The sequence below is a fragment of the Streptomyces hebeiensis genome (genome assembly GCF_052983195.1).
In genome coordinates this window covers 6,598,563-6,624,703 of sequence record NZ_CM129812.1, presented here as the reverse complement: position 1 = coordinate 6,624,703, position 26,141 = coordinate 6,598,563, and the positions used below count along the sequence as shown (strand labels likewise).

The 26,141-nt window shown below is 72.1% G+C and carries 24 protein-coding genes; 10 read left to right on the top strand and 14 right to left on the bottom strand.

Annotation, left to right across the window (positions count from 1 at the left end; translation table 11 throughout):
• Positions 1 to 18: 18 nt before the first annotated feature.
• The 4 genes from ACU6P3_RS28410 to ACU6P3_RS28395 all read left to right on the top strand — a co-directional run bounded on the left by ACU6P3_RS28410 (position 19) and on the right by ACU6P3_RS28395 (position 3,474).
• A complete protein-coding gene (locus ACU6P3_RS28410) occupies positions 19 to 1,266 on the top strand; it encodes a cytochrome P450 (RefSeq protein WP_447194716.1) in 1,248 nt (415 codons plus the stop codon).
• Between the two features lie 50 nt (positions 1,267 to 1,316).
• Positions 1,317 to 1,514: a ferredoxin gene (locus ACU6P3_RS28405; protein WP_030355372.1), complete on the top strand. Its 198-nt coding sequence runs from the start codon at positions 1,317 to 1,319 to the stop codon at positions 1,512 to 1,514.
• Entirely contained in the window at positions 1,511 to 2,686 is a 1,176-nt protein-coding gene (locus tag ACU6P3_RS28400) for an NAD(P)/FAD-dependent oxidoreductase (RefSeq protein WP_447194715.1), read from the top strand. The genes ACU6P3_RS28405 and ACU6P3_RS28400 overlap by 4 nt, the downstream gene beginning before the upstream one ends.
• 107 nt (positions 2,687 to 2,793) lie before the next feature.
• The gene (locus ACU6P3_RS28395; protein ID WP_447194714.1) at positions 2,794 to 3,474 is read left to right on the top strand and encodes a DedA family protein; all 681 of its coding nucleotides are present in this window, start codon (positions 2,794 to 2,796) and stop codon (positions 3,472 to 3,474) included.
• Between the two features lie 253 nt (positions 3,475 to 3,727).
• Here ACU6P3_RS28395 and ACU6P3_RS28390 read toward each other — a convergent pair whose 3' ends face one another.
• Both ACU6P3_RS28390 and ACU6P3_RS28385 read right to left on the bottom strand, forming a co-directional pair.
• Complete coding sequence (locus tag ACU6P3_RS28390; protein WP_447194713.1) at positions 3,728 to 4,378, bottom strand: response regulator; 651 nt, start codon at positions 4,376 to 4,378, stop codon at positions 3,728 to 3,730.
• Positions 4,375 to 5,526 carry a sensor histidine kinase gene (locus ACU6P3_RS28385; protein ID WP_447194712.1) on the bottom strand — a complete coding sequence of 384 codons (1,152 nt, stop codon included), beginning with the start codon at positions 5,524 to 5,526 and terminating at the stop codon, positions 4,375 to 4,377. Before ACU6P3_RS28385 ends, ACU6P3_RS28390 begins: the two co-directional genes overlap by 4 nt.
• A 132-nt stretch (positions 5,527 to 5,658) precedes the next feature.
• On the opposite strand from ACU6P3_RS28385, the gene ACU6P3_RS28380 reads away from it, so the two are divergent.
• Both ACU6P3_RS28380 and ACU6P3_RS28375 read left to right on the top strand, forming a co-directional pair.
• Positions 5,659 to 6,384, top strand: coding sequence for a class I SAM-dependent methyltransferase (locus ACU6P3_RS28380; protein ID WP_447194711.1), 726 nt, complete (start codon positions 5,659 to 5,661; stop codon positions 6,382 to 6,384).
• On the top strand, positions 6,381 to 7,139 hold the full coding sequence (locus ACU6P3_RS28375; RefSeq protein ID WP_447194710.1) for a DedA family protein: 759 nt from the start codon (positions 6,381 to 6,383) through the stop codon (positions 7,137 to 7,139). The genes ACU6P3_RS28380 and ACU6P3_RS28375 overlap by 4 nt, the downstream gene beginning before the upstream one ends.
• 205 nt (positions 7,140 to 7,344) lie before the next feature.
• Here the strand turns inward: ACU6P3_RS28375 and ACU6P3_RS28370 are convergent, their stop codons facing one another.
• On the bottom strand, positions 7,345 to 7,836 hold the full coding sequence (locus ACU6P3_RS28370) for a peptidylprolyl isomerase (RefSeq protein ID WP_447198099.1): 492 nt from the start codon (positions 7,834 to 7,836) through the stop codon (positions 7,345 to 7,347).
• 779 nt (positions 7,837 to 8,615) lie between these two features.
• On the opposite strand from ACU6P3_RS28370, the gene ACU6P3_RS28365 reads away from it, so the two are divergent.
• Complete coding sequence (locus ACU6P3_RS28365) at positions 8,616 to 9,527, top strand: helix-turn-helix domain-containing protein (RefSeq protein ID WP_447194709.1); 912 nt, start codon at positions 8,616 to 8,618, stop codon at positions 9,525 to 9,527.
• Between the two features lie 244 nt (positions 9,528 to 9,771).
• Positions 9,772 to 11,178 carry a hypothetical protein gene (locus tag ACU6P3_RS28360; RefSeq protein ID WP_447198098.1) on the top strand — a complete coding sequence of 469 codons (1,407 nt, stop codon included), beginning with the start codon at positions 9,772 to 9,774 and terminating at the stop codon, positions 11,176 to 11,178.
• Positions 11,179 to 11,502: 324 nt separating this feature from the next.
• On the opposite strand, the gene ACU6P3_RS28355 is transcribed toward ACU6P3_RS28360, so the two are convergent.
• The gene (locus ACU6P3_RS28355; RefSeq protein ID WP_447194708.1) at positions 11,503 to 12,723 is read right to left on the bottom strand and encodes a cytochrome P450; all 1,221 of its coding nucleotides are present in this window, start codon (positions 12,721 to 12,723) and stop codon (positions 11,503 to 11,505) included.
• 186 nt (positions 12,724 to 12,909) lie between these two features.
• On the opposite strand from ACU6P3_RS28355, the gene ACU6P3_RS28350 reads away from it, so the two are divergent.
• Positions 12,910 to 13,371, top strand: a complete 462-nt coding sequence (locus ACU6P3_RS28350) for a MarR family winged helix-turn-helix transcriptional regulator (RefSeq protein WP_447194707.1) — start codon at positions 12,910 to 12,912, stop codon at positions 13,369 to 13,371.
• A gap of 33 nt (positions 13,372 to 13,404) precedes the next feature.
• On the opposite strand, the gene ACU6P3_RS28345 is transcribed toward ACU6P3_RS28350, so the two are convergent.
• The 7 genes from ACU6P3_RS28345 to ggt form a co-directional block, all read right to left on the bottom strand.
• The gene (locus ACU6P3_RS28345) at positions 13,405 to 14,406 is read right to left on the bottom strand and encodes a TIGR03842 family LLM class F420-dependent oxidoreductase (protein WP_447194706.1); all 1,002 of its coding nucleotides are present in this window, start codon (positions 14,404 to 14,406) and stop codon (positions 13,405 to 13,407) included.
• 21 nt (positions 14,407 to 14,427) lie between these two features.
• On the bottom strand, positions 14,428 to 15,834 hold the full coding sequence (hydA, locus tag ACU6P3_RS28340; RefSeq protein ID WP_447194705.1) for a dihydropyrimidinase: 1,407 nt from the start codon (positions 15,832 to 15,834) through the stop codon (positions 14,428 to 14,430).
• Positions 15,835 to 15,964: 130 nt separating this feature from the next.
• On the bottom strand, positions 15,965 to 17,419 hold the full coding sequence (locus tag ACU6P3_RS28335; protein ID WP_447194704.1) for an aspartate aminotransferase family protein: 1,455 nt from the start codon (positions 17,417 to 17,419) through the stop codon (positions 15,965 to 15,967).
• Positions 17,416 to 18,258 (bottom strand): nitrilase-related carbon-nitrogen hydrolase, encoded by an 843-nt coding sequence (locus ACU6P3_RS28330; protein ID WP_447194703.1) that lies wholly within the window; start codon positions 18,256 to 18,258, stop codon positions 17,416 to 17,418. Before ACU6P3_RS28330 ends, ACU6P3_RS28335 begins: the two co-directional genes overlap by 4 nt.
• Before the next feature lie 257 nt (positions 18,259 to 18,515).
• Complete coding sequence (locus tag ACU6P3_RS28325) at positions 18,516 to 19,859, bottom strand: hypothetical protein (protein WP_447194702.1); 1,344 nt, start codon at positions 19,857 to 19,859, stop codon at positions 18,516 to 18,518.
• Positions 19,860 to 20,027: 168 nt separating this feature from the next.
• The gene (locus tag ACU6P3_RS28320; RefSeq protein ID WP_447194701.1) at positions 20,028 to 20,414 is read right to left on the bottom strand and encodes a PPOX class F420-dependent oxidoreductase; all 387 of its coding nucleotides are present in this window, start codon (positions 20,412 to 20,414) and stop codon (positions 20,028 to 20,030) included.
• A 192-nt stretch (positions 20,415 to 20,606) separates the two neighbouring features.
• The gene (ggt, locus tag ACU6P3_RS28315; protein ID WP_447194700.1) at positions 20,607 to 22,421 is read right to left on the bottom strand and encodes a gamma-glutamyltransferase; all 1,815 of its coding nucleotides are present in this window, start codon (positions 22,419 to 22,421) and stop codon (positions 20,607 to 20,609) included.
• Positions 22,422 to 22,632: 211 nt separating this feature from the next.
• Here ggt and ACU6P3_RS28310 point away from each other — a divergent pair, with 211 nt between their 5' ends.
• Positions 22,633 to 23,361 (top strand): hypothetical protein, encoded by a 729-nt coding sequence (locus ACU6P3_RS28310; protein WP_447194699.1) that lies wholly within the window; start codon positions 22,633 to 22,635, stop codon positions 23,359 to 23,361.
• Positions 23,362 to 23,509: 148 nt separating this feature from the next.
• On the opposite strand, the gene ACU6P3_RS28305 is transcribed toward ACU6P3_RS28310, so the two are convergent.
• From ACU6P3_RS28305 to ACU6P3_RS28295, 3 genes are read right to left on the bottom strand one after another with little or no spacing between them, the layout of a single operon-like run.
• The gene (locus ACU6P3_RS28305; protein ID WP_447194698.1) at positions 23,510 to 24,457 is read right to left on the bottom strand and encodes an amino acid ABC transporter permease; all 948 of its coding nucleotides are present in this window, start codon (positions 24,455 to 24,457) and stop codon (positions 23,510 to 23,512) included.
• Positions 24,454 to 25,098, bottom strand: a complete 645-nt coding sequence (locus tag ACU6P3_RS28300; RefSeq protein ID WP_447194697.1) for an amino acid ABC transporter permease — start codon at positions 25,096 to 25,098, stop codon at positions 24,454 to 24,456. Before ACU6P3_RS28300 ends, ACU6P3_RS28305 begins: the two co-directional genes overlap by 4 nt.
• Before the next feature lie 8 nt (positions 25,099 to 25,106).
• Positions 25,107 to 26,132, bottom strand: a complete 1,026-nt coding sequence (locus ACU6P3_RS28295; RefSeq protein ID WP_447194696.1) for a glutamate ABC transporter substrate-binding protein — start codon at positions 26,130 to 26,132, stop codon at positions 25,107 to 25,109.
• Between the last annotated feature and the right edge of the window lie 9 nt (positions 26,133 to 26,141).

Genomic DNA, 26,141 nt, shown 5'->3' with positions numbered 1-26,141 from the left:
CCACACACAGGAGTAACCATGAATACGGCGACCGACCAGACCCAGCCGGCCGACGGCACCGGTCTTCCCGACTACCCTGGCACCCGTTCGCCGGGCTGCCCCTTCGACCCGCCCCCCGTACAGGCAGGTTGGCGGCGCGCCGACGGGCTGACCCAGGTGCGGTTGAGCAATGGCCGCATCGCCTGGGCGGTCACCCGGTACGACGATGTCAAGCAGCTCCTGGGTGATTCGCGGCTCAGCGCCGACGGACATCGCTACCCGCAGCTGATGGAGACCCAGCAGCACGGCCAGCCGCAGGCGTTCCCGCGGATGGACGACCCCGAGCACTCCCGCATCCGGCGCACGCTCACCGGCGAGTTCACGGTCAAGCGGGTCGAGGCGATGCGGCCGCACGTCCGGTCGCTGGTCAACCGGTTCCTGGAGGAGATGATCGCCGCGGGATCGCCGGCGGACCTGGTGCGCGCGTACGCCCTGCCGATCCCGTCCCTGGTGATCTCGTTGCTGCTCGGGGTGCCCTACGACGACCACACCTTCTTCCAGACACGCAGCGCCACGCTGATGCGCAAGGGAACCCCACAGGAGGAGAGGAAAGCGGCGAGCGGTGAACTGTTCGGCTACCTCCTGGACCTGGTGGAGCGCAAGGAGCGCGAGCCGGGGGACGACCTCATCAGCCGGCTGATCACCGAGCGGGTGGTCACCGGAGAGCTCACCCATCACGACGTGGCCATGAACAGCTTGGTCATCCTGCACGCAGGGCATGAGACCACGGCCAACATGATCGCGCTGGGTACGCTGGCCCTGCTGGAGAACCCCGGGCAGGCCGCCCGCATCCGGGACACCGATGATCCGAAGGTGGTCGCCGGCGCCGTCGAGGAACTGCTGCGGTACCTGTCGATCGCCCAGGACATGCTCGTGCGCGTGGCGACCGAGGACATCGTCGTCGGCGGTCACCTTGTGCGGGAGGGCGAGATGCTGGTCTCCGGTGTGCCCTCCGCCAACCGGGACGTTGTCTTCGAGGCCGCCGACGCCCTGGACCTCGACCGTGACGCCCGCGGACACGTGGCCTTCGGCTACGGCGTCCACCAGTGTCTCGGCCAGTCCCTCGCCCGCGTGGAACTGCAGGAGGCCCTGCCCGCGCTGCTGCGCCGGCTGCCGGACCTGCGTCTGGCCGTACCCCTGGAAGAGGTGCGTTTCCGGCACGACATGGTCGTCTACGGGGTGCACGAGCTGCCCGTCGCCTGGTCGCCGCGAGACCGCCACCCCTGAAGAACCACTTCCTGAAGTCCCCACCCCCTGAAGAACCGAGGACAAGAACCATGCGTGTGGAGCTGGACGAACCGAAATGCGTCGCGGCCGGACAGTGTGTAGTGGTCGCCCCCGAGGTGTTCGACCAACGAGACGAGGACGGCGTCGCCGTGGTGCTGGAAGAGCATCCCGCGGCCGAACTCCTCGACAGCGTGCGGGAGGCCGTGGCCGTCTGCCCGGCCGCGGCGATCCGCCTGGCCGAGCTGTGAAACGGATCGTGGTCGTCGGTGTCTCGGCCGCCGGGCTGGCGGCGGCCGAGACACTGCGCCGGGAGGGCTACGACGGCACCCTGACCCTGGTCGGCGACGAACCCCACCCGCCCTACGACCGGCCGCCGCTGTCCAAACAGGTCCTGTCCGGTCAGTGGGACGCCGACAGGACGGCCCTGCGGACTCCGGAGGACCTCGCCGCCCTCGGCCTCGACCTGCGGCTCGGCGTCGCCGCGGCCGGCCTCGACCCCGCCGGACGTCTGGTGCGGCTGGCGGACGGCTCGACGGCGCCGTACGACCGGCTGCTCATCGCGACCGGCGTACGGCCACGGCGCCTTCCCGGCGAACGTGTCGCCCATGTCCTGCGCACCCTCGACGACGCGCTCGCCCTGAGGGACCGGATAGGACCGGGACGGCGGCTGGTCGTGGTCGGGGCCGGATTCCTGGGGGCGGAGGCAGCGGCGGTGGCGTCGAAGCTGGGCGCTCAAGTGACCCTGCTGGAGCCGGCGCCGGTACCGCTGGCGCATGCGGTGGGCCGTGAGGTGGGGCAGGCCCTGGCACAGGCTCACCGGGAGCGGGGCGTGGAGCTGCGGTGCGGGGCCACCGTCACGGAGGTGACCGAGGACGGGGTGCGCCTGGCGGACGGCGAGGTCGTCGAGGGCGACGAGATCCTGGTCGCGATCGGCTCACTGCCGAACACCGACTGGCTGGCCGGCAGCGGTCTTACGGTCGACGACGGCGTGGTCTGCGACGAGTACTGCCAGGCCGCGCCGGACGTGTACGCGGCCGGGGACGTCGCCCGCTGGTACAACCCTCTGTTCGGCACCTCGATGCGGATCGAGCACCGCACCAACGCGGCCGAGCAGGGCATGGCCGCCGCCCGCAACCTGCTGGCCGCTCCCGGGGCACGGAAACCGTTCACGCCGGTGCCGTACTTCTGGTCCGACCAGTACGACATGAAGATCCAGGCGTACGGCTACCTGCGCGGCCATGACGAAGTCGCCGTCGTCGAAGGGGACTTGGCCGAGGGCCGCTTCCTGGCCGCGTACCGCTCCGGCGACCGGATCACCGGAGCCCTCGCGGTCGGCATGCCGGCCAAGGCCGTCCGGCAATGGCGGCAGGTCATCGCCGTCCGCGCCGCCTGGCACGACGCCGTTCCGAATCGGCCGTAGGCGACACGCGCGTACGCGACACGCGGTTTCTCCGCTGTCCGCACGGCTCACCAAGACGAAGGGCCCCACGCGTGCATATTGCCGTCGAAATCTCCCGGAGGAAACACATGATGCCGCACCTCGCCCAGACCACCGGCGAACCGACAGGGGGCGTGGCCGGCTGGGCCTTCGATGTGATCGACACACTCGGCGGGCTGGGGGTCGGGGTGCTCACCGCCCTGGACAGCCTGGCTTTCGGGGCCCTCCCCGTCGACGTGCTGCTGCCAATGATCGGGTACACCGCCAGCCAGGGCGCCATCAACATCGGCGTCGCCATCGTCTGCGCCGCCGCGGGAGTGGTCGCGGGCAGTCTCGTCCAGTACACGCTCGGCGCGCGGCTCGGCCGTGACCGCGCGCGAGCGCTGCTGGTGAAGGTCCCGGGCATCAAGCCGGAAAGCGTCGACCGTGCCGAGGCATGGTTCACCCGGCACGGCGCCAAGGCGGTGTTGTTCGGCCGGATGCTGCCCGTCGTCCGTCCCATCATCTCCATACCGGCCGGGGTCGAGCGGATGGCGCTGCCGAAGTTCGTGCTCCTCTCCGCGATCGGCAGCCTGATCTGGAACGCCATACTGCTGGGCTCCGGATACCTGCTCGGCGAGAACTGGCACCGAGTGGTCGACATCATGGGTTACGTTCCGTATGTCTTCTTCGGCGCCCTCGCCGTGGGTGCCCCCCTCTTCCTCAGGCGCCGCAACCGACGCCGGAAGAACGCGGCGACCGCGAACATCGAAACGAACACATCCGGGTGAGACGGCCGCGGGGAAGGAGGCACGCGTACTGCCGTGCCGCGCCGAACCTGTACGGGCAGGCGACGTCGCCTGCCGGCACAACCCGCTCTTCGGGGTGTCCTCACGTTCACCTTGGCGAGTCTCATCCCCCGCAGAGCGCCGACGGAGGTCCCGGCCCCGGCGGAGCCGGCTGCCGCGAAGGCCGCGGGGGCGGAGTAGGGCACCGCTTCGAGGCTGTCGAACCTCGCCTTCCCTGTTTCCTGTCCATCGCTCGTCAGGTGGTGAGACCGGCGTCGCGGGCCAGCAGGGCGGCCTGGACGCGGTTGGTGACTTCCAGCGCGGTCAGGACGCGGCTGACGTGGGCTTTGACGGTGCTCTCGCGCATGGCGAGGCGGGTGGCGATGTCGGCGTTGGTGTCGCCTTGGGCGAGCAGGGTGAGCACGTCGCGTTCGCGGGGGGTGAGCCGGTCCAGCCGGGCCTTGGCCGCGGTTGCTCCGGGCTGGTTGGCCGCGTGGTAGCGGTCGATGAGGCGGCGGGCCGCGGTGGGGTGGAGCATGGCCGAGCCGGCGGCCACCAAGTGGATGGCGCGCAGGATTTCCGCCGGGTCGGTGTCCTTGAGGAGGAAACCGTCGGCTCCGGCGGCGAGGGCGTTGTAGACGTACTCGTCGAGATCGAAGGTGGTCAGGGTGATCACCTTCGGCGGGTGGGAGAGGGCTCGCAGGCGGGCGGTGGCGGTGATGCCGTCCATGCGGGGCATGCGTACGTCGACCAGGGCGACGTCGATGCGGTGGGCGGTGGCCTGCTCGATGGCCTTCAGGCCGTCAGCGGCCTGGGCGACGACCTCGATGCCCGGGTCGCCGTCCAAGAGGTCGGCCAGGCCGAGGCGGACCAGGGCGTCATCGTCGACGATCATGGCTCGGATCATGTGCGGGTGCCGTTCTGTTCGATGCCGGCGGGGTGGGGGATACGTGCGGCCAGCCGCCAGGCGCCCGCGCCGGCCGGTCCGGAGTTCAGGTGCCCGCCGAGGGCGGTGACGCGTTCGCGCAGACCGACGAGCCCGTAGCGGCTGCCGACGGTGTCCGTGCGGGGAGTGCCAGGGGGGTTGGTGACCTCGACGAGTGTGGCGGGCGGCCCGTAGTCGATGCGTACGGTCACCGGAGCACCGTCGGCGTGCTTGCGGGCATTGGTCAGTGCTTCCTGGACGACGCGGTACACGGCCAGACGGTGGGTGGTCGGAGCCTGCTCGGGAAGCCCGTCGGTGGTCAGCTCGATGTGCTGGCCGGCGGCGCGGGCCTCGTCGACCAGTTCCCCTACTTCCCTCACCATCGGCGTGAGAGCGGCGCTGGTCGGCGTGGCATCGGGGTCGCACAGCACGCCCAGAACGTCGCGCAGATCGGTGAGGGCCTCGACGGACGTCGTGCGCAGCAGTCCGAGGCGTTCGACGACGGGTGCGGGCAGTGTGTCGCTCTTGGTGGCCAGGACACCGGTGTGCAGGGCGATCAGGCTCAGGCGGTGGGCCAGGACGTCGTGCATCTCGGCGGCGATACGGGACCGTTCCGCGACCCGTGCGGCCTCTTCGCGCAGCCGCGCCTCGACGCGCAGATGCTCCATTTCGGCGGCCAGTGCCTGGAGCAAACGCCGCCGGTTACCGAGCCACAGTCCGACGACGACGGCGAAGAGCAGCACGACCAGCGCGGACACATACCGCTGTTCGGCCCACAGCCGGGTTGCCGGGTAGCCGAGCAGATTGGCACCCAGCGCCACGACGGCGCAGCCCACTGCCACCCGCATGCGGCGGGCCACGGACAGGTCGAACATGACGATCCCCAGCAGCGGCACCGTGAGCCATCCCCACCACACTGTGGCCGCGGTGACCAGAAACGGGGCGAAAGGCCATGGCAGCCGCGGCACGAGCAGGGCCACCGCGCACACCACCACGGAGGCGATGACCGGGGCCAGGAGCCGACCGCCGCTGATCGATGCTCCGTTCACCGCAGCCGCCAGTGCGAGAAACGCCACGAGTCCTACGCGCCCGAAGGCCGCTGCCCACTTCAGGGCCCTGCTGCTGCTCACCTTGGCGATCCTAGGCAAACTCCCGCTCCCTTCCGTCTGCCGATCGGCGATGTCCACCCACTACTTTCGTAGGGGGACACCGTCGCAGAACGGCGGATCCGAGGTCGGACGCGGCTTTCTAGCGTCAATTTCATGAACGACTGGACCACCTCCCACGACCGTGTCCTGGCACAGCGCAATGCCGAAGGCTGGATGTTCCTGATCGAAGCGGCCCGTGACCTGCGCACCACGGGTGCCATAGCCCCCAGCGGAAAGGCCCTGGCCCGCGCGCTCACCGACCCCGTACGGGCCCAGGCGCCCAGCCCACTGGCAGTCCTGGAAGCCGGCGCCGGCACCGGCCCGGTCACCCGGGCCCTGATACCGCGGCTGTCCCGAGGCAGCCGCCTGGACATCGTCGAGGCCAACCCACGCTTCGCCGCCCGACTGCGCCACCTCGTCACCACACACCCGCACCTGACAGCCAGGCCCGCGCAGGTGAACGTGCACCAGACCTACGTCGAGCAGCTCGACACCGACCAGCGGTACGACGTCATCGTCTCCGGGCTGCCCCTGACCAACTTCACGCCCGTGCAGGTCGAGCGCATCATGGCCCGCTACATCGAACTCCTCCACCCCGGCGGCACGCTGACCTACTTCGCCTACCTCGGCACCCGCAAAGCCCGCGCCCTGACGGCATCGCGGGCCGAAGCCCGCCGCCACGCCGCCGTCGACCAGATCATGGCCACCTACCAGCGCACCTACGCCACGGGCCGCTGGACGGTATGGGCCAACCTTCCCCCCGCCTGCGTCTGGCACCTGCAGCGACCCCTCGTCTCCGCGGACCACTCCGAGCCGCGGTCCGACGGGGCGAGGCGGTGAACGCCCTCTCCGACATCCTCGGCCACCTCCCGCCGGCCTCGGCGTACGCGGTGGTGGCCGGTGCGGTCCTGGCCGAGTCGATTCTGCTGGTGGGCGCCTTCGTCCCCACACTCACCCTGCTCCTGACCGCCGGAGCGCTGGCCCGTACCGGTCACGTCGACATTCTCCTCGTCACCGGGGTCGCAGCCGGCGCCGTGGTGGCGGGTGACTTCCTCGCCCACCGCACCGGCAGGTACCTCGGTGACCGGCTGCGCGGCGGCCGCGTAGGTCGTCGCATTCCCGGTGCCGCCTGGCACCAGGCCGAGACGCTGATGATGCGCCACGGCGGCCGAGCGGTCCTCCTGGCCCGCTTCCTGCCGGTGGTACGCACCCTCGCCCCGCACACCGCGGGCGCCACCCGCCTGCCCTACCGGCGCATCGCGCCTTACAGCGTTGTCGCCGCCTGCCTGTGGGCCGCGGCCGAGGCCGGTGTCGGGTACGCCGCCGCGACCTCTCTCCAGCGCGTCCTCACCCTGGGCGGCCCCGCCCTCGCCGTGGTCGCTCTGATGGCGGCGGGGGGCGCGCTGCTGTGGCGAAGGAGTAAACGCCCGCTTCCTGGGGCCCCGGAACCAGCGTCCGAGCGCCCCACGCAGTCCTCCGGCCGTTCCAGGCGGGCTGACGAGGCCGGTGTCGTAGGCGAAGAGCACGGTCTGGACCCGGTCCCGGCCCCCGCAACAAGGGCTCCCCACCCTGGCGGTTCCGCTTGCGGCCGTTGATTTTCTTGCCCGCGTCGTGGGAACGACAAGGCTTGTCACCGACGCGCCTGATCAAGTGTTCCGGGCCGGTGAAGTCGGAGTGCCACTGGCCGGCCCGTCGGGCCACTGGCCGGCCCGTCGGGCCACCGACCGGCCTCCATGCCCGCCCGGTCATTCATGTCGAAGGACAACCGCTGCCGCCCCGCCTTTGCCGTCCGGTCCGGTGTCACACCGTCCCGCTGGCCGAGACGATGATCTTCTTCGAGGTCTTTCCCGACGAACTGCCGAGCTTCTCGACCGCCTGGACGACGTCTGCGCCCTCCACTACCTCGCCGAACACGACGTGGGCCCCGTCCAGCCAGGAGGTGACGACGGTGGTGATGAAGAACTGCGAGCCGTTGGTGTTCTTCCCGGCGTTGGCCATGCTGAGCAGGAAGGGCCTGTCGTGCTTCAGCTGGAAGTTCTCGTCCGCGAACCGCTCACCGTAGATGCTCTTGCCGCCGGTGCCGTTGCCCTTGGTGAAGTCGCCGCCCTGGAGCATGAAGCCGGGGATGACCCGGTGGAAGGGCGACCCCGCGTAGCCGAAACCATGCTCCCCCGTGGCCAGCTCCCGGAAATTCTTCGCCGTCCTCGGCACCACGTCGTCGAACAGCTTGAACACGATCCGCCCGAGGGGCTGACCGTCGGCCGTCACATCGAAATACACATTGTTCGTCATAGCCTCATGATCCTCCTCGCCCTCCGGCACACGACTGCTTCCGGCCACGTCGCTTACGGCTCGCCGAGGAGTCACCCCGTGGGTCAGCGGCCGGCCGCCACTGCCCTCCACGACCAGCCTGCGCAGCGAGTCGTGACGCAGGGCGGGGAACCTCAGCCCGAGGACGACATCGCGCGCCTCGTCGTCTTCTCCCCACTCGATGGCGTCCACTCCCTCTCCCGCGCGTACGCCGAATTCCTCCAGCGCGGGGAAAGCTGCCAGCAGCGCTGTGACGTCGGCCTGAGTGATCCGGAAAAGTTGGCACTCCTTGTCCGTGATGTCCCCGAGGAACAACGACCGCAGGGCGGGCAGCCGGTCACGCACGGCCAAGAGCGCTTCGATGGCCTCGGAGGGAGCCGTGTCCTCCGGGTCGCCCCATACGCCGATGATCAGAGCGCGGACCCGCGTGAGGTCGACTTCGCCGCGGAAACGGTCGAAGGTGTCCTCCCACGCCTCTCCGCACGACCACCTCTCGTGGCCGATCCGCCAGGCCACGGCGTCAGCTCGGGCAGCCTCGCCGTCTCGCCGTCTCGCCGGGCGGGGGAAAGGTGAAGGCGGGCAGACCATGCAGCTCCTGAAGGTGGTCGTCCTGGGTTTTCATTCCGGGCTGCTCCTGGCGTGCGACGTGTCAAGGGGCGCTGTGCGCTCAGCAGTTCCACCAGGGGTGAACGGGAGAGCTCACGGACGGGGCGCTCAAGGTGCTTGAGTCTCCAGCGGCTGGAGGGTCCAGGATCTCGTCCATGGACGACGAACGCCCCGACCTGCTCACCATCGGCCGCCTCGCGCACCGCACCGGACTTCCGGTGCGTACCCTGCGCTTCTGGTCGGACGAGGGAGCGGTACCGCCCGTGGCCCGCTCCGCGAGCGGCTACCGGCTGTACGACGCCGGGTCCGTGGCCCGCGTCGAACTGGTCCGCACCCTGCGGGAGCTGGGCCTCGGGCTCGACGACGTGTGCCGGGTCCTGAGCGGCCGGGCCACGGTCGCCGAGGTCGCCGACGCGCACGTGGCCGCGCTCGACGCGCGGATCCGCTCGCTCAAGGTGAGCCGGGCCGTCCTGTCCACCGTGGCGAAACGTGGTTCCACCGCTGAGGAGACAGCACTGATGAACCGGTTGGCGCGGCTTTCCGCCGCCGAACGCGAGCAGATCATCGACGAGTTCAAGGAGGAGGTGTTCGGCGGTCTCGGCGTCGATTCGCACCTGCGCGACCGCATGCGTACTTTCAGCGTCGAATTGCCCGATGATCCCGCACCTGAACAGGTCGACGCCTGGATCGAACTGGCCGAACTGGTGCGGGACCCCGGCTTCCGCACCCGATTGCGCACGTGGATGGAGCTCAACACGCCCGTACCGGGGCAGGGCCGTCCGCCCGGGGCGTCCATCTGGTGGACCAGGCAGGTCGTACGGACGGTCGCGGAGGCCAGAGAACGCGGATTCGCTCCCGAGGGGCCGGAGGCGGCCGAGGTGCTGTCCGAACTGTTCGGCGACGCCGACCGGGCCGCCGTGCTGCGCAGTCTGGAGGCCGGCATCGAGGCAGGGGCGGAGCGCTACCGCAGGCTCGTCGCCCGCGTGCGCGGGCAGAACTCATGGCCCGACGCGACCGAGGAGCTGACGTGGCTGGCGCGGGCCCTGCGCGCCTGCGATCAGGCCTGACAAGCCGGGCCGGGGCCCCGGTCGTTCAGGGCCGCGGGGCGCTGATCCGGCGCCCCAGGGCATCCCGTGCGGTGTCCGGGACGCGGTGGCCCCGGGGTCGGGCCGGGGAGCGGCAGGGCGCCACGGAAGGTGCTCACCGCGGACGACACGGCCGGGGAGGAGCGACCGCGGGGGCAGGGCGTACTCCTCGGGCCGACTCGGTGAGCGGCGGGCCTCGCCGGAGAATTATTGTTCTGGGGTGGTGATGACCGAAGGGGACATGGAGGCGGGGACCGCGCTGCTGCTCGCGGCGGCCCCGGCGGGCAAAGGCTGTCTCATCGACGCGGCGTCGGCGCTGCCGCCGCTCGCGGCCGTGGCCCCGAGCGCGCTGACGGGGACGGCCGCCGCCACGGTGATCGAACTCGCCGATCCGGCGGCCCCGCAGACCGTCCTCACGCGCATACGCGCCGCGGCGGCCACGAACGGGCCACTGTCCCTCTACATCACGGGGCAACTGCACCTGGACCACAAGCAGCGCCTGATGCACCTCGCGCTGGCCCGTACGACGCCCAAAACGCTGCGTTACACGGGGCTGCCCTGGCACTGGCTGACCAGCGAGCTGAAGCTGCGCCGGCCGGGCACCACCACCGTGGTCGTCGACCTGGTGGCCGACGCGGACGCCTGGCAGCTGCTCGGTGTCGAAGGGCTCGCCGTGGGCTACGGCACGCGCCTCTACGGGCGCGTGCAGCCACCGCCGCGTCGTACGGTCGCCGCTCCCGCCTATGTGACGGCGTGGGCGGCGATATGGCGCAGCGGGGCGCGACCGCCCCTCGCTCACCTGCACGAGCAGGCCGCCGCGCGCGCGGCGGTGGAGGGCGCCGTGTTCCTGGCCGTCGATGCCTCGCCGCCCGCGGTGGTGCCCGGGTACGGCGCCGGGTCCGGGCACAGCGCCGCGCCCGGGTTCCATGAGCCGGCACCGGCGTCGCCGGGCCCCGCGACGCACGCCGGCGAGAGCGCGCCCGCCCCCGGGGCAGCGGCGTTCCGGGCCGAGGATTACGAGATCGAGTCACCCGCGCCCGTGCCCCCGGCTCCTACGACCGGGACCCCCCGGACCGGAACGCCCCTTGACGGTGCCCCCGTGGCCGGCACCCGCACGGCCGAGGCGCCCGCGGACGAACAGCCTGGGCACGAGCCACGTCCGTACGAACAGTCTCCCCACGAGCCGCCCGCGCACGAACCACGTCCGGACGACCCGCATCCGGCGATCCTGGCCGCCGCCCGGGCCGGCCGGTACACCGAGGCCGCGTCGATCGTGGCCCTGTGGGAGAGCGAGGCGATCCGCCTGCACGGGCCCGGCTCGACGGAAGCGGTCCACTGGCTGGAGGTGCGCGCGGACCTCGCCCGCCTCGCCCGGGACCCGGCCCGCAGCTGTGCGTGGTGGATGGCCGCCGCCGAGGCTCGCCTCGCGGCCGGGCAACGCCCGGAGGACGACGACGTCGTGGCCGCCGTCGACCGCGCCCACCACCAGTGGGAGCAGCTGCGCGAGCCGGCGGCGGCCGGCTCGCTGGCTCCGGCGCTCACCGAACTGCGCCGCCAGGTGCCGGGGCACAGGGAAGGCGCTCTCCGCGCGGTCCAGCGGCGGGCCGAGAGCCTTCGCGGCGACACCGTCTGACGCCGAGCGTCCGTAGGGTGTGGGCCCGGACGGTGTCCCTGTCCGGAGCGGACCGACGACCACGGCGCGGCGGCCCGGCACCTGGACGGGACGCCGTCCGACGGGCGACCGCCGGACGGCCGTCGTGGGCAGACGCGGAAGTTTGCGGAAGGGATTCGGCCACCCCCTCACGGCAAGCGGAGGGCGGCCCGCGGTGCCGGTACGGTTTCGCACCGGGCAGCCACGCCCGGCCGACCACCTGAGCGGCGCCACCGTCCCCTGGGCGGGTTCGTCGCGGGTGCGTTCCCCGGGCCTGCGGTCGTCAGGGGGATCCGGCGGCTCGGTTCACCAGCGCACGGGTACCGCCGTCAGCCCGCCGACGAGGAGACCTTCGACGCGCGGCAGTTCCTCGACGGGCACGGCCAGGCGGAGGCCCGGCAGTTTGCGGAGCATGACCTCGAGGACGACCTGGAGTTCGGTGCGGGCCAGCGCCTGCCCCAGGCAGGAGTGCGGTCCCGCGCCGAAGGTCAGGTGCGGGTTCGGGGTCCGGGTGAGCACCATGTCGTCCGGGTCGTCGAAGGCCCGCTCGTCACGGTTGGCGGACGGCATGCCGCACACGACGGTGGTACCGCTCGGCAGCACCTCGCCCGCGACCTCGACGTCCTCGGTGAGGTAGCGCCGCAGGCCGAAGCCCAGGTTGGCGTCGAGGCGCAGGGCCTCCTCGACCGCGCCGCGCACCAGGGACGGGTCCTCCAGCAGGCGCTCCCACCGCCCGCGGTCGGCGAGCAGCATGGCGGTCATCTTGCCGATCATGTTCGCGGTGGTCTCGTGACCGGCCACCAGCAGGCCCATGGCGGTGGTCAGCAGCTCGGCGTCGGACATGCCCGCGCCGTCCGCCGCGGTCTCCTTGATCAGCATGCTGATCAGGTCCTCGCCCGGTTCGGCGCGCGTGGCCGCGATGTGCGCGGACATGTACGCGGTGAACTCGGCCTGGGACGCCGCGCTCTGTTCGCCCGAGAGACGGGTGACGTTGAGGAACGCGTCGGACCAGTGGGAGAAGCGGTCCCGGTCCTCCGCGGGGACTCCGAGGATGTCGCAGATGACGTAGACGGGCAGCGGAAAGCCGAGCGCCGCCTTGAGGTCGCCCGGCTGTCCCTGGGCGACCATGTCGTCGATGAGGGCTTCCGCCGTCCGCGCCATGGCGGGGCGCAGCTGGGCCATCCGTTTGGCGGTGAAGTACTTGCTCACCCGGCGCCGCCACCGCTGGTGCCGTTCGCCGGTCTGGGGGATGGCCAGTGAGCTGTCACCGTCGGCGGCGGGACCGCCCGCGCCCTCGGGGGCGATCCGGGCGGCGCCCTCGTCGGCCGCGGTCGGGCGGGCGAACCGGGGGTCGGACAGGATCGCCCTCACGTCGTCGTAGCGGGACAGGAACTTCGCCCTGTCCCCGCTGGGGAGTTCGACGTCCGCGACCGGACACCGCCGGCGCAGTCCCTCCCATTCGGCGGGCGGCTCCAGCGGGGTGGGGCCGGGCATCGGCAGTCGCAGGATCTGGTCGTTGTCAGCCATCTGGCATCTCCTCGCGCGGTGAGTCGGCGCTGCTCGCTCCCGGCTCGCCGGGCCGGGACGTCACGCGGCGCACGCTACCGGCCCTGTGCATCATGCATCAAGAGTGCATGATGCACTGTCACTGGGTGGCGCATTCCTGGCCTTAGGGTGGGGCGACACCGGCGTGCTGAGACGGAGGAGAGCGGCGTGGATGCCCGAGCGGCGGCGCGACACATCGAGCAGGAGTTGCTGATCCTGGTCCGGCACAGGGAGCAGACGGCGCTTCGTGGCACGCGCGGCGGCAACCTTCTGGACCGCAGCGCGTACGTGCTGCTCGGCAGGCTCGAGGCTCAGGGCCCGATGTCCATTCCGGACCTCGTCGAGGCCTTCGGGCTCGCCCCGTCCACCTTCACCCGGCAGACGTCGGCCCTCCTCCGGAAGGGGCTGGTGGAGCGCATGCTCGACCCGGAGGGCGGGGTGGCCCGCAAGTACCGCGTCACCGAGGAGGGCAGCAAGCGCCTCGCCGAGCAGCGCGAGCACATCGTCTCCGGCGTGGCCGACGTCGTCGCGGACTGGTCTCCGGAGCGGCTGCGGCGCTTCATCGAGGACCTCCGGCAGTTCAACACGGACATCGAACGCCTCACGGGTCACCCCTGGCCCCGGCCGTAACAGACACCCCTCGGTCCGTCCTTCGGCGGACGCTCACCCGGTGAGCGCGGGGACGATCCGCGCTCCGTAGGCGTCGATCGTCGCCTCCTTCGCGTCGTGCATGTCGTAGAGCGCGAACTGGTCGACGCCCAGCGCCCGCAGGGCCGTCAGCTTCTCGATGTGCGCCTCGGCGGGTCCCAGCAGGCAGAACCGGTCCACGATCTCGTCGGGCACGAAGTCCGCGGACGGATTGCCCGCCCGGCCGTGGTGGCTGTAGTCGTAGCCCGCGCGCCGCTCGATGTAGTCCGTGAGCGCGTCCGGCACCAGAGGGGACCGTGCCCCGTACCGCGCCACGAGGTCGGCCACGTGGTTGCCGACCATCCCGCCGAACCACCGGCACTGCTCCCGCGCGTGCGCGAGGTCGTCGCCGACGTAGGCGGGCGCGGCGACGCAGATGGTGACGGAGGCGGGGTCGCGCCCGGCGTCCGAGGCGGCCGTGCGGACCGCCCGGACCATCCACTCGGTGAGGAACGGGTCGGCGAGCTGGAGGATGAAGCCGTCTGCCTTCTCCCCCGCCAGGGCCAGCGCCCTGGGTCCGTACGCGGCCATCCACACCGGCAGCCTCCCCTCCCGCACCCAGGGCAGCCGGACCGCCCGGCCGTCGACGACCGCCTCGCGCCCCTCGGCCAGGTCGCGGATGGCGTCCATGGCCTCGCCCAGCCGCGCCAGGGTGTTGGGGCTGCGGCCCATCACCCGCATCGCGGAGTCGCCGCGCCCGATGCCGCACACCGTGCGGTTGCCGTACATGTCGTTGAGCGTGGCGAAGGTGGACGCGGTCACCTCCCAGGTCCTGGTGGACGGGTTGGTGACCATGGGGCCCACGATCAGGTCGGTGGTGTGTTCCAGGACGCGACTGTAGATCACGAACGGCTCCTGCCAGAGCACGGCCGAGTCGAAGGTCCAGCCGTAGCGGAAGCCGTTGCGCTCCGCGCGCCGCATGAGGTCCACGACCGCCGAGGCGGGCGGGTCCGTCTGGAGAACGAGTCCGAAGTCCATGGTCCGGTCTCTCCCGTTCGCTCAGGTCAGGTACTGGCAGGTGGCCCGGGGGGTGAACCGGCCGTGTCCCGCGCTGCCGGTGAACTCCCGCCGGTCGATGACGAGTTCGCCCCGGGAGAGCACCGTCTCCACCTGCCCGGTGATCTTCTTGCCCTCGTACGCCGAGTAGTCGACGGCCATGTGGTGGGTCGCGGCGGAGAGGGTCTGCCCGGCGTCCGGGGCGTAGACGACGACATCGGCGTCCGCTCCCGGGGCGATGGTGCCCTTGCGCGGGTAGAGGCCGAACATCCGGGCGGGGGCGGCGCAGGCGATGTCGATCCAGCGACGGCGGGTCAGCTTCCCCTCCACCACGGCCTGGTGGAGCAGGTCCATCCTGTTCTCCACCCCCGGCAGTCCGTTGGGGATCTTGGAGAAGTCGCTCCGGCCCAATTCCTTCTGCCCGGCGAAGCAGAACGGGCAGTGGTCCGTGGAGACCACCTGGAGGTCGTCGGTGCGCAGCCCGCGCCAGAGCGCCGCCTGGTGCTCCTTGGGGCGCAGCGGGGTGGAGCACACGTACTTGGCGCCCTCGAAGTCCGGTTCCGCGAGGTTGTCGGTGGACAGGAAGAGGTACTGCGGGCACGTCTCGCCGAACACGGGCAGGCCCTTGTCGCGGGCGGCGGCCAGTTCGGCGACCGCCTCCTCGGCCGAGACGTGCACGACGTACAGCGGCGCGTCCGCCACCCGTGCGAGCTGGATCGCCCGGTGGGTCGCCTCGGCCTCCAGCAGCACCTTCCGCACCTCGCCGTGGTGACGCGGGTCGGTACGGCCGGCCGCCAGGGCCTGTTCGACCAGGACATCGATCGCGATGCCGTTCTCGGCGTGCATCATGATCAGCCCGCCGTTGCCGGAGGCCCGCTGCATGGCGCGCAGGATACGGCCGTCGTCGCTGTAGAAGACGCCCGGGTAGGCCATGAACAGCTTGAACGAGGTGATGCCCTCCTGGACCAGGAGGTCCATCTCCTTGAGCGAGCTCTCATTGACGTCCGCCATGATCATGTGGAAGGCGTAGTCGATCGCGCAGACGCCGTCTGCCTTGGCGTACCAGGCGTCCAGCCCCTCGCGCAGCGCCTGCCCCGGGGCCTGGACGGCGAAGTCCACGATGGTGGTCGTGCCGCCCCAGGCGGCGGCGCGGGTGCCCGACTCGAAGGTGTCGGCGGCGAAGGTGCCGCCGAACGGCATCTCCATGTGCGTATGGGCGTCGACACCGCCCGGGAGGACGTACTTGCCGCGTGCGTCGATCGCGCGGTCGGCGGTCCAGCTCGCCGCGGCGCCGGAACCGTGCGCGGCGAGGGCCGCGATACGGCCGTCCTCGATGAGCACGTCGGCGTGGGTCTCCTCCGCGGCGGTGATGACGAGTCCGCCACGGATCAGGGTGCGGGTACTGCTCATGGTGGTGGCGCTCCCTTTCGTACGGTCGGCCGGACCAAACCGGGCGGGACCGGAGCGGACCGGGGAGGGGCCGGGCCGGGCGGACGCCACGAACCGGCCCGGGATCAGGCCGTGTGATCCGGCGCGGTGGTCAGGCGCAGCGCAGGGCCCGCTCGAGGATGGACGCGCCCTCTTCCGCCTCCGCGACGGTGAGCGACAGCGGCGGGGCGATCCGCAGCACGCTGGTGTTGTGGCCGCCGCCCTTGCCGAGCAGCAGCCCGCCCTCGCGCGCCGCCTCCAGCACGGCCGAGACGGCCTCCGGAGCCGCCTCGCCGGAGCCGGGCCTGACCAGCTCGATCCCGATCATCAGCCCCCGGCCGCGCACTTCCCGTACCGCGGCCGTCCCCGCGCCGATGGCGCGCAGCCGCTCGATCAGCAGTCCGCCGACCCGGCGGGCGTTGCCCTGGAGGTCGTGCTCCAGCAGGTACGAGAGGTTGGCGAGGCCGGCCGCCATGGTGACCGGACTGCCGCCGAAGGTCGAGATGGAGTTGGCGTCCAGGCAGTTCATGACCTCCGCGCGGGCGACGACCCCGCCGATCGACATGCCGTTGCCGATGCCCTTGGCGAAGGTGAGCAGGTCGGGCGGGCCGTTGCGGTCGTGCGCCTGCCAGCCCCAGAAGTGGTCGCCGGTGCGCCCCCAGCCGGTCTGCACCTCGTCGCTGATCCACAGGACGCCGTGCCGGGCGAGGACCTCGCGGAAGGCCGCGTACAGCCCGTCCGGCGGGGCGGTGAAGCCGCCGACGCCCTGGACCGGCTCGGCGATCAGCGCGGCGGGCGGACGGACGTGCCCGAGCAGGTCCTCCAGGTCGGCGACGCACGCCTCGGTGAAACGTTCGTCGGTGAGCCCCGCGTACGGGCCCCGGTGCCGGACGCCGCCGTGCACGTACAGCGTCTGGAGCGGGGACAGCCCGGTGGGCGACCAGCCGCGGTTGCCGGTGACGGAGACGGTGGAGAAGGACCGGCCGTGGTAGCTGTTGCGCATCGCGAGGATCTGGTTCGAGCCGCGGTACGCGGTGGCCAGCAACAGGGCAGTGTCGTTCGCCTCGGTGCCCGAGGTGGTGAAGAAGACCCGCGCGTCCGGGATGCCGGAGAGGGCGGCGATCCGCTCGGCGAGTTCGACCATGGGGCGGTTGAGGTAGAGCGTGGAGGAGTGGATGACGCGGGCGGCCTGCTCGCTCACGGCCTTGGTGACCTCGGGGAGGGCGTGGGCGGTCATCGTGGTGAGGATGCCGCCGAAGAAGTCGAGGTAACGGTTGCCCTCGGCGTCCCACACATGGCGCCCCTCGCCGTGGGTGATCTCGATGGGGCGGTCGTAGTAGAGCGCCAGCCAGTCGGGGAGGACCGCGCGGTGGCGGCTGTGCAGACCGGCGCCCGTGGCTCCGGCCCCGCCCGTGCCCCCGGCCCTGCCCGCCGCACCGGCCGCGCCCGCCGCCCCGGTCCCGCCCGCTGCTCCTGGCGCGTCGGCGGCTGCCGGCGTCTCGGGGGCTCCCGTCGCGTCGGCGGCCACGGCACCGGGCTCCGCCCCGGCGGAGACGGGCCGCGTCATGGCCGTACCAGCCCTTCGTACGCGTCGGGGCGGCGGTCCCGGTAGAAGGCCCACTGCCGGCGGACCTCGTCGATCAGCTCGAAGTCCAGGTCCCGGACGACGAGTTCCTCCTCCTTGTCGCTGGCGACATCGCCGACGAACTGACCGCGCGGGTCCACGAAGTAGCTCGTTCCGTAGAAGTCGTTGTCGCCGTACTCCTCCTGGCCCACGCGGTTGATCGCCGCGATGAAGTACTCGTTCGCGACGGCCGCCGCCGGCTGTTCCAGCTGCCAGAGGTGACCCGAGAGGCCGCGGGAGGTGGCCGAGGGGTTGTAGACCAGCTGCGCGCCGTTGAGTCCGAGCTGCCGCCAGCCCTCGGGGAAGTGGCGGTCGTAGCAGATGTAGACGCCGATCCGGCCGACGGCCGTGTCATGGACGGGCCAGCCGAGGTTGCCGGGCTTGAAGTAGTACTTCTCCCAGAATCCCTTGAGCTGGGGGATGTGGTGCTTGCGGTACTTGCCGAGGTAGGTGCCGTCGGCGTCGATCACCGCCGCGGTGTTGTAGTAGAAGCCCGGCCCCTCGATCTCGAAGACGGGGACGACCATCACCATCCCGGTCTCCCGGGCGAGCGCCCGCATCCTGGTCACCGTCGGGCCGTCCGGCACGGGCTCCGCCCACCGGTAGTGCTCCGGCTCCTGCACCTGGCAGAAATAGGGGGCGTTGAACACCTCCTGGAAACCGATGACCCGCGCGCCCTGCCGGGCCGCCGTACGGGCGTGCTCCTCATGTTTGGCGATCATGGATTCGGTGTCGCCGGTCCAGGCCGCCTGGACGAGTGCGGCGCGTACGACTCTGGCCATGGGCTGCTCCTTCGGCGGGTACGTCGATGAGCTCTACGCACGTAGAGCCCGCGCGTAGGAGGAGAACGTAAGCCCCGCCACAGACAGGGGCAAGACCATCGTCGGCAACCCGCAGAGTCGATCACGTTTCACACCCGAGCGGTCGACACCGGGCGAAACGCCCGCGATCAGGGGGCATACGACGCAGGGGCCGCGCTCGGACCTCGGAAGGACCGTGTCATTCGGCCGGCGTCGGTACGGCCGGCGGCGGGCCCGGCTCAGGCGGGGGCGATGCCCGCCATGCGCAGGGCATGCACCAGATCGCGTTCCCGGGACACTGAGACGGCCCGCGCCGCGTCGATCAGCTGGGGCACCAGCACGCGCGGGTCGAGCGCGGCGACGAGCGCCGCGTCCTTCGGCGTGCGCGCCTGCACGAAGGCGGTGAGCAGCGCCCGCGCCTCCCGCGCCCGGCCCGCCTCCCCCAGGGCCAGCGCCGCTCCTGCGATCTCCTCGGCGGGCCGGGACACTCCCTGGCGCAGCAGGTGCCGGCAGTCGGCGTCCCGGCCGGCTCCGGCGAGCGCGCCCGCCGCGGCGGCGAGTTGGACGGGCGGCAACGAGGCGGCTTCCCACAACACCTCGGACCAGTCGGCGCCGAGCCCGGCCCGGTACAGTTCGGCGGCGAGCAGCGGCAGTTGTCCCGCCGGCCGGCCGGCGGCCTCGCACAGGACGATGTGCGCCTCCCCGGCACGGCCGGCGGCACGCAGCCGGACCAGGGTGGCGACCGTCTCGGCGGCGGCTCGCAGGTCCTCGGACGCGTGCGGGTGGGCCTGGGCCCGGTCGCGCGGCACCCGTTCCGCGGGCGGGCCGGCCGACCCGCCGAAGCGTGCCCCACGGGGCGCGACGGGGGCGACGGGGATCGGCACGGGCGGGGCCTCGTCGATGCCCGGCTCCGCCGTGTCGTCGAGGTCGAGCCCGGCGAACCGGGCGCCGCGCGGCCGCCGCCGGGCCGCCGTGTCCCGCTTGTTCTTCCGGGACGCGGTGGTGTCGACGGTCTGTTCCCCGGGGCCGCCCGGCGTGACGGGGGCACGGGCCCCGGTGCCGTCGGTCCGGCCCGGTGCCGCCAACGCCGCCCACCTCTCCCGCAGTTCCGCGCAGCGTGCGGCGGCGCGGGCGTGGTCGTCACGGACCCAGGCGAGGTCACCGGCGAGCTGTTCGGCCCGGGGCGATCCCTCGGGGGCCGCGCGCATCAGCCGTATCAGCTCCTCGGCGCGGCCCGCCGCGCGCGCCTGCTCGCCGGTCATCAACCGCAGCCGCTCGGAGAGCGATTCGGCGCCCCCGGGCCGCCGGTCGTACGCGGCGGCGGAGGCGGTGTGCAGCGCCCGCGCCCGCACGGCCTCGCGCGCGTGCGCCCGGGCGTCACCCCCGGCCGTGAGGTCGTGGAGCAACGACTCCACGACGTCCCAGGGCGGGACGTCGGCCCCGTCGAGGCAGGCGCGCAGGCCGTCGGGGTCGCGTCGGACGAAGACCCCGTACCAGCCGCCGTCCGGGTCGAGCCGGGCCGTCAGCTCTCTCAGATACCGCGCGAACACCACTGTTTCCGCCGGGAGTTGCCATCCCTCCATCGCCGCTCCCACCGTGTGAGCCGTCCCGGGTCCGTAAGGATTCGACCTCAGCCGTGTTACGGGGCGGCTACGCGCGGTTTTCGGCGATGCTGCGGCGACCTCACCGCCGGAGCCGGACGGCGCCGTTCCGCCGAGGCGGAACGGCCCCCGGCGAAAGCCTCGGAAGGATCAGAAGGAGACGGCGATGCCCGTGTGCGGACGACCGCCGCGCCGGGCGATCCTGGCCACCACGTCGACCAGCCAGAACTGCCAGCCGTACTTGCGGGAGATGAGCCCCCGCACCATCTCCGTGCCCGGCGCGTCCAGCAGCCGTGCCGTGCCCTCCACGGTCTCGGTGCCCGGCTTGACGCGTCCGCGCACATCGCACACGCTCACGGTGACCCGGGGGTTGGCGCGGATCCGCCGCACCTTCCAGGAGTCGGTGTTCGTCCAGACGAACAGCTCCCCTCCCTCGACCGCGTGCCAGACGGGGGTGGCGACCCCCGTGCCGTCCTTGCGGTAGGTGGTGAGGCTGACGTAGCGGCTGCGGCCGATTTCCTCGAGGTTGGTCGTCACGGACGGGAGATTACGCGGCCCACTCGCGCGGACACCAGGACAGGCGCCCGGACGGGTTCAGCGGGCCGGCCCGGCCGCTGGGCCCGGCCGGCTCCCGGAGGGGCACGCGAACGAGCACCGGGACACGCCCCCCGGACGGATCCGAGGGGCGCGCGGGCGGGACGGCGAGCGCCCCGCCCGTTCCGACGGCCCCTACTGTGCGCCTCCCGCGGGGTGGACCACCATCGCCGAGCCGCCTCCCCTGCGGACCTTCTCGGCCGCCGCCAGCCAGCGGCCGTCCGGCAGGCGCTGCACACCCGTCGCCGCGCCGATCTCCGGGTTCTGGGTGAACGAGTGCCCCAGCGCCTCGAGCTCGCCGCGCAGCGGGCTGTTCCACAGGCCGGGTTCCAGCTCCGTCGCCGCCGTGTTGCGCTGGCTCGCCCGGGGCGCCGCGATCGCGTCGACCAGCGGCAGGCCCCGGTCGAGCCGGCCCGTCAGGGTCTGGAGCACGGTGGTGATGATCGTCGCGCCGCCCGGCGAGCCGACCGCCAGGACCGGCCGGTCGTGCCGGTCGAGCACGATCGTCGGCGAGATGGACGAGCGGGGCCGCTTGCCGGGGCCCGGCAGGTTCGGGTCGTGCACCGCCGGGTTCGCCGGGGCGAAGGAGAAGTCCGTCAGCTCGTTGTTGAGCAGGAAGCCCCGTCCCGGCACGGTGATCGCGCTGCCGCCCGTCGACTCTATGGTGAGCGTGTACGCGACGACGTTGCCCCACTTGTCGGCGGCCGTCAGATGCGTGGTGTTCTCGCCCTCGTACGTGGTCGGCGCCGCCGTTCCGCCCGTCGCGCACGGCGTCGGGTCGTTCGGATCGCCCGGTGCGAGCGGGCTCTTGAGCACCGCGTCGTCCTTGATCAGGCAGCCGCGCGCGTCGGCGAAGCGCTGGGAGAGCAGCCCCTTCACGGGGACGTCCTCGAACGCCGGGTCACCGACCCAGCGGCCCCGGTCGGCGAAGGCGATCCGGCTGGCCTCGATGAAGCGGTGCAGGTACTGCGCCTGGGTCGCGCGCGAGAGGTCCGTGCGCTCCAGGATGTTGAGCGCCTCGCCCACACTCGTGCCGCCCGACGACGACGGCGCCATGCCGTAGACGTCGAGGCCGCGGTACGACACCTTCGTCGGCGCCTGCCGCTTCGTCCGGTACGTGGCGAGGTCCCGCTCGGTCAGGTCCCCGGAGCGTACGGTCCGCTGCGCGGCCGGGTCGACGGGAGGCGTCCGCACCGTGCGGACGATGTCCCGCGCCAGCCCGCCCCGGTACAGCGCGCCGGCGCCCTTCCGGCTCAGCTCCCCGTAGGTGCGCGCCAGGTCGGGGTTCTTGAACACCGAGCCCACGACGGGCAGCTCGCCACCGGGCAGGAACAGCTTCGCCGTGTCCGGGAAGTCCGCGAACCGCGCCTGGTTGGACTCGGTCTGCGAGCGGAACGTGGCGTCCACGGTGAACCCGTCCTTCGCCAGCCGCTCCGCCGGTTTCAGCAGCTGTCCCAGCGACCGGCTCCCCCAGGCCGCCCGCGCCGTCTCCCAGGTGGCGACCGTGCCGGGGGTACCGACGCCCCGGCCGCTGGTCATCGCCTCGGCGAACGGTATCGGCCGGCCGTTCTCCAGGAAGAGCGAGCTGTCCGCCGACGCGGGCGCGGTCTCGCGGCCGTCGATCGTGTGCACCGTACGGGACTTGGCGTCGTAGTAGACGAAGTAGCCGCCTCCGCCGATGCCCGCGGAGTACGGCTCGGTGACCCCGAGCGCGGCGGCGGTGGCCACGGCCGCGTCCACCGCGTTGCCGCCGCGCCTGAGCACCTCGATGCCCGCGGCCGAGGCGTCGGCGTCGACGCTCGCCACCGCTCCCCCGTAGCCCGCCGCCACCGGTGTCTTCTCCGGCGTCCGGTCGGGCTGCCGGGCCGAGGGTGGCGCGGCGGCGCCCACCGAGACCATGGCCGCGGTGACGAGCACCGCCGAAACCTTCCGCGCAGCCGAGCGACGCATAGGGACCTCCTGTCGGACCTGTCGGAAACCGTCCGCGCAAGATAACCATGTCTCATGACCGGGCTGCACTGGGACCCGTGTTCGGCCGGACGGTGCGGACACGGCGCGGCACGCCGTACGGTCGCACGGCCCGCACCTCGCACGGTCGCGGCGCCCGCGCCTCGTACGGTCGAGGGGCCCGCGCGGCGAAGCACTACTAGGATCCGCGGCCATGAGTGACGACATACGCGATATCGTGCTCGGCCTGGTCGCCGCCGGGATCAGCGCCGCCCTCGGCTGGGTCGCCCGGACCTACCTCTGGCGGCGCAGGCTGCGCAGGAAGCAGGCGTTCTTCGGGCTGCCGGGCCACTCGGAGTGTCTGCTCGTCGTCAACCGGGAGTCGGCCAGTGAGGGGGCGGTGCACCGCTACGACGTCTTCGCGCTGCTGGAGCTGGCCGCGCTGATCAAGGACTGCGGGGCGCACGCCGACATCGCGCGGCACGACACCGCGCGCCAAGGGTTCGGTGAGCGTACGGAGTTCTGTCTCGGCGGACCCTACTCCAACCGCCGTACGGCCGCCCATCTCGCTTCCCTGCTGCCCGGTGTCACGGTCGACACCACGACCGAGTCCGGTCCCGACCGAGGCTCCTTCCGGATCGGTTCCGAGGTCTACCGCGTGGACTCGGGTGTCGCCGAGTACGTGCTGCTGGCGCGGCTGACCGCCGGTGAGGGCGGGCGGCCGGTGTTCCTCTTCTGCGGCCAGCGCGCCATCACCAACCAGGCGGCCTCGCGCTACCTGGCCCGCCACCACGAGCGGCTGAGCCGCCGTTACGGGGACAACTCGTTCTGCCTGCTGCTGAAGGTGGTCAACTCGCACGCGTACGGCCCGGACGTGGTGGAGCTGGTCGCCGACGTGACCCGCGCGGCCCGGGAACCGGCCCCGGTGGCCGGTGCCGCCTGAGACGGGGCACGACCCGCCCGGCGCGCAGCTGACCTTCTCCCCGCCCGGCGGCGCTCCCGCCGTCACCGCGCGGGTACCGCCGTACGAGAAGTGATCTCCGGCTGCCGCGCCGGGGGGCCGCCGGCCCTGGTGCCAGGGACCGGACGGACTAACGCGCGCCCGGCAACAGCGTCTCGGGAGACGCCGGGACGGCGCCCGCGGCCCTCGTCCGCGGGTTGCGCCGCTGCCGCCCGGCCAGCCAGTGGGCGAACCAGGAGAGCAGCATGCACATCCCGATGTAGATCGGTGAGATCACCATCACCACGGGGATGAACGGCAAATCGTAGTCGAGGTTCGAAGCGATGAGCTTTCCAGCATGGAGGAACTCCTCATAGGTGATCAGGAACCCGAGTGATGTGTCCTTCAGGGCGACCACCAGCTGGCTGATGATCGTGGGCAGCATGGCGCGTACCGCCTGCGGCACCAGCACGTACGTCATGACCTGCGTCTTGCGCATGCCGAGCGCGTACGCCGCCTCCCGCTGACCGCGCTCGACCGAGTTGACGCCGGTGCGGAACACCTCGGCGAGCACGGAGCCGTTGTAGAGCGTCAGTCCCGCCACCAGCGCGGGCAGGGGCTGCACCTTCAGCGCCACGAAGATGAAGAAGATCATCACGAGTACCGGCATGGCACGGAAGAACTCGACCACGAGCGTGGCGAGGACGCGCACCGCCCGGTGATCGGACAGCCGGCCGCAGGCGAGGACCGCGCCGAGCGCGAGCGAGAGCACCGCCGCGTACGCGAACGCCTTGAGGGTGTTGCCGAGGCCGCGCAGCAGCAGGTCCTGGATGCCCACGTACGCGAAGGGGGTCCATTTGGTGGCGGTGAACTGGCCGGTGGCGAAGAGCAGGTACACCAGCCAGCCGAGCAGCGCGGCGAGCGCCGCCGCCGCCAGCAGGCCGTACGCGCGGTGGCGCCGGCGGGCCAGGGGCCCCGGGAGGTCGTACAGCGCCGTCCGCCGGTCCCCCCGGACCGCCGTACGGGTCCCGCCCGCGCGCCCCTTCCGGTTCGGGGGACGCGGAGGGGTCGGTGATCCCACGCTGCTCGACCAGCTCATCGGGCGGCTCCGTAACGCTTTTCCAGGACGTGGAAGAGGCCGCTGATGGCCAGGGTGATGATCAGATAGCCGACGGCGATCCAGACGAAGGTCCAGACGATGTCGTAACCCATCTCGTTCAGCGGCTTGTACGTGCCGAGCAGCTCGGTGACGCTGAACGCGCCCGCGATGGCCGAGTTCTTGGCGAGGGCGATCAGGGTCGAGCCGATGGGCGGGATGACCGAGCGGAACGCCTGGGGCAGGACGATCCCGCCCAGCGTCTGCCCGAAACTCATCCCCAGGCTGCGGGCCGCCTCGCCCTGCCCGACGGGCACGGTGTTGATGCCCGAGCGCAGCACCTCGCAGATGAAGGCCGAGGTGTAGCAGCCGAGCGCGAGGACCGCGAACAGCTGGAAGGGCAGCACGAGGCCGAAGCGCGGCAGTCCGAGCACGACCGCGAAGAACAGCAGGGTCAGCGGGGTGTTGCGCAGCACGGTGACCCACACGGTGCCCAGCGTCCGCAGCGATCCGACGGGCGAGACGCGGCAGGCGGCCATCACGAAACCCAGGGCCAGCGCGAGCAGCGACGCGTAGACGGTGAGCTCCAGGGTTCCGAGGAAGCCCCTGGCGTAGAGGGAGAAGTTCTGGGTGAGTACGTCCATGGCGGGCCTCAGCTCGCCGGGTAGCGGTCGATGGGCGGGGGCGGGGTGGCAGGACGGCCGGAGAGCCCGAGGGTCGCGTCGTACGCCTTCTGCCAGTTGCCGTCGCGCTCGTTGGCGGCGAGCGCGTCGTCCAGCGCCAGGCGCAGGGCGTTGTCGTTCTTGGGCACGCCGATGCCGTACGGCTCCTTGGAGAAGGGTTTGCCGACCACTTTCAGTTCCTCCGGCACCTTGGCCGCGTAGCCCTGGAGGATGGTGTCGTCGGTGGTGACGGCGTCGACCTGGTAGGTGAGCAGGTTGTCCACGCAGGCCGAGTACGTGTCGTACCCGACGAGCTGGACGCGCGGGTAGTCGTGCTCGATCCGCTGGTACGGGGTGGAGCCGGCGGCCGAGCACACCCGCTTGTGGTCGAGGTCCCGCGGCCCGTGGATGTCGTGCTCGCCGGCGCGGACCAGGAGGGACTGCCCCGCCATGTAGTAGGGACCGGCGAAGCCGACGAGCTTCTTGCGGTTCGCGTTGATGGTGTAGGTGCCCACGTAGTAGTCGACCTGGCCGTTCTGCAGGGCGGTCTCCCGGTTGGCCGAGGCGATCGTCCGGAACTGGATGGTGCCGGGGTCGAAGCCGAGGGAGGCGGCGGTCATCCTGGCGATCTCGATGTCGAAGCCGGAGTACGTTCCGGTGGCGGGGTCCCTCTCCCCCATGTACGGCTGGTCCTCCTTGACGCCGATGACGAGGTGGCCGCGCCGCTCGGCCCTGTTCCAGGTGGGTGAGGCGGGCAGCCGGAAGCCGTGGTCGACCCGGTAGTGGGGCAGGGAGCCGGGCGCGGGGCCCTTCGCCGGCGGGCTGCCCGCCTTCCCGCAGCCGGCGGCGGCCAGGGCGAGACACGACACGAGCAGGGTGAGCAGGCACCGGAGCGCGGGCCCGAGCGGGCGCGCCGGCAGGGGCAGGTGCGCGAGCCGGGGCAGGTGCGCGAGCCGGGGCGCCGTGGAGGCGCGTCGCGTACGCCGTCCCTCACCCGGCGTGCAGCCGGTCGTCATCAGCCGCAC